Source organism: Streptomyces sp. NPDC058086 (assembly GCF_042885015.1).
GTDB lineage: Bacteria > Actinomycetota > Actinomycetes > Streptomycetales > Streptomycetaceae > Streptomyces.
Genome location: NZ_JBHVST010000301.1, coordinates 1 through 1,284, shown reverse-complemented (window position 1 = coordinate 1,284; position 1,284 = coordinate 1). Strand labels below are relative to the sequence as shown.

The window sequence follows — 1,284 nt, the reverse complement described above, 5'->3', positions numbered from 1 at the left end:
TGAAGTTTCCCCGTGATCTTGGACACTCGTTGGTTATGCCGCGAGGGTGTGTTGATGCCGCTGCCTGGTCTCGGCTGGGGTGAGGTAGCCGAAGGTCTTGTGTTTGCGCAGGCGGCGGCGGTTGTAAAAGGTCTCGATGAAGGTGAAGACCTCGGCGCGGGCGGTGGCCCGGTCGGGCCAGATGCGGGTGCCGATCTCTTCCTTGAGCAGGGCCCAGAAGCTCTCCGCGGCCGCATTGTCGAAGCATGATCCGGTGCGTCCGCAGCTGTTCCGCAGTCCCAACTCCCTTATTCGGTCGCCGAATTGGGTCGAGGTGTATTCGCTGCCGCGGTCACTGTGGATCACGCAGCCGGGCTCCAGGTTCCCTCGGCCGTAGGCCATGTCGAGGGCGTCGACGACCAGTTCGGCGCGGTGGTGATCGGCCATGGCGTAACCGACGACCTCGCGGGTGGCCAGGTCCAGCCAGCAGGCGAGGTAGAGCCAGCCCTCGGCGGTGGGCAGGTAGGTGATGTCGCCGACCAGCTTGATCCCGGGCCGCTCGGCGTGAAAGTCGCGGCCGATCAGGTCAGGGGCCGGCTTCGCCTTCTTGTCGGGCCGGGTCAGCGAGCGGCGCTTGCGCCGGGTGACGCCTCGGATGTCGCGCTCGCGCATCACACGGGCGATGCGCTTGCGGTTCACCCGCCGCCCCAGACGCCTCAGTTCGGCGTGGATGCGCGGGACACCGTAGGTGCGACGGGAGGCGACGTGCAGCACTGTGATCTCGTGCGCGAGCGCGTCGTCGGCGGACTGCCGGGCGTGGCGGGCGGCCTCGCCCTCGCGCCAGGCGTAGTAGGAGGAGCGGGCGACGTGCAGTGCCCGGCACAGCAGAACGATCGGATGGTTCGCCTTCTCCGCATGGATGAACCGGTACAACTCGCTCACCGGTCGTTTTCCTTCACGAAGAAGGCGGTCGCTTTTTTCAGGATCTCGATTGTCTGCTGCTGTTCGCGGTTCTCCCGCCGCAGCCGCTTGAGCTCCTCGCGCTCAGCACTGCTCAATTCGCCGGGGGCGCCTTCGCTCCGGTCCGCCTTCGCCCTGCGGTACCAGCCGCGCAGGGACTCGGAGCTGATGCCGAGTTCCCGGGCGACCGCAGTGACCGTCTTGCCCGAGGAGTCGACGAGCGCGATCGCGTCCCGCTTGAACTCTTCGGTGTACCGCTTCGTGTACTTGCTTCCCACCTGGTGCTACTTCCTCTGGAACCTCAGATCCCAGTCTCCAGGTGTCCACGATCAAGGGGAAGGCCCA

Annotated in this window: 2 protein-coding genes; both read right to left on the bottom strand. The window is 66.4% G+C overall.

Features of this window, described 5'->3' with window-relative positions:
• Positions 1 to 33: 33 nt before the first annotated feature.
• The gene (locus tag ACFVWD_RS58415) at positions 34 to 921 is read right to left on the bottom strand and encodes an IS3 family transposase (RefSeq protein ID WP_389607323.1); all 888 of its coding nucleotides are present in this window, start codon (positions 919 to 921) and stop codon (positions 34 to 36) included.
• Entirely contained in the window at positions 918 to 1,217 is a 300-nt protein-coding gene (locus ACFVWD_RS58410) for a transposase (protein WP_389607321.1), read from the bottom strand. The genes ACFVWD_RS58415 and ACFVWD_RS58410 overlap by 4 nt, the downstream gene beginning before the upstream one ends.
• Positions 1,218 to 1,284 lie beyond the last annotated feature (67 nt).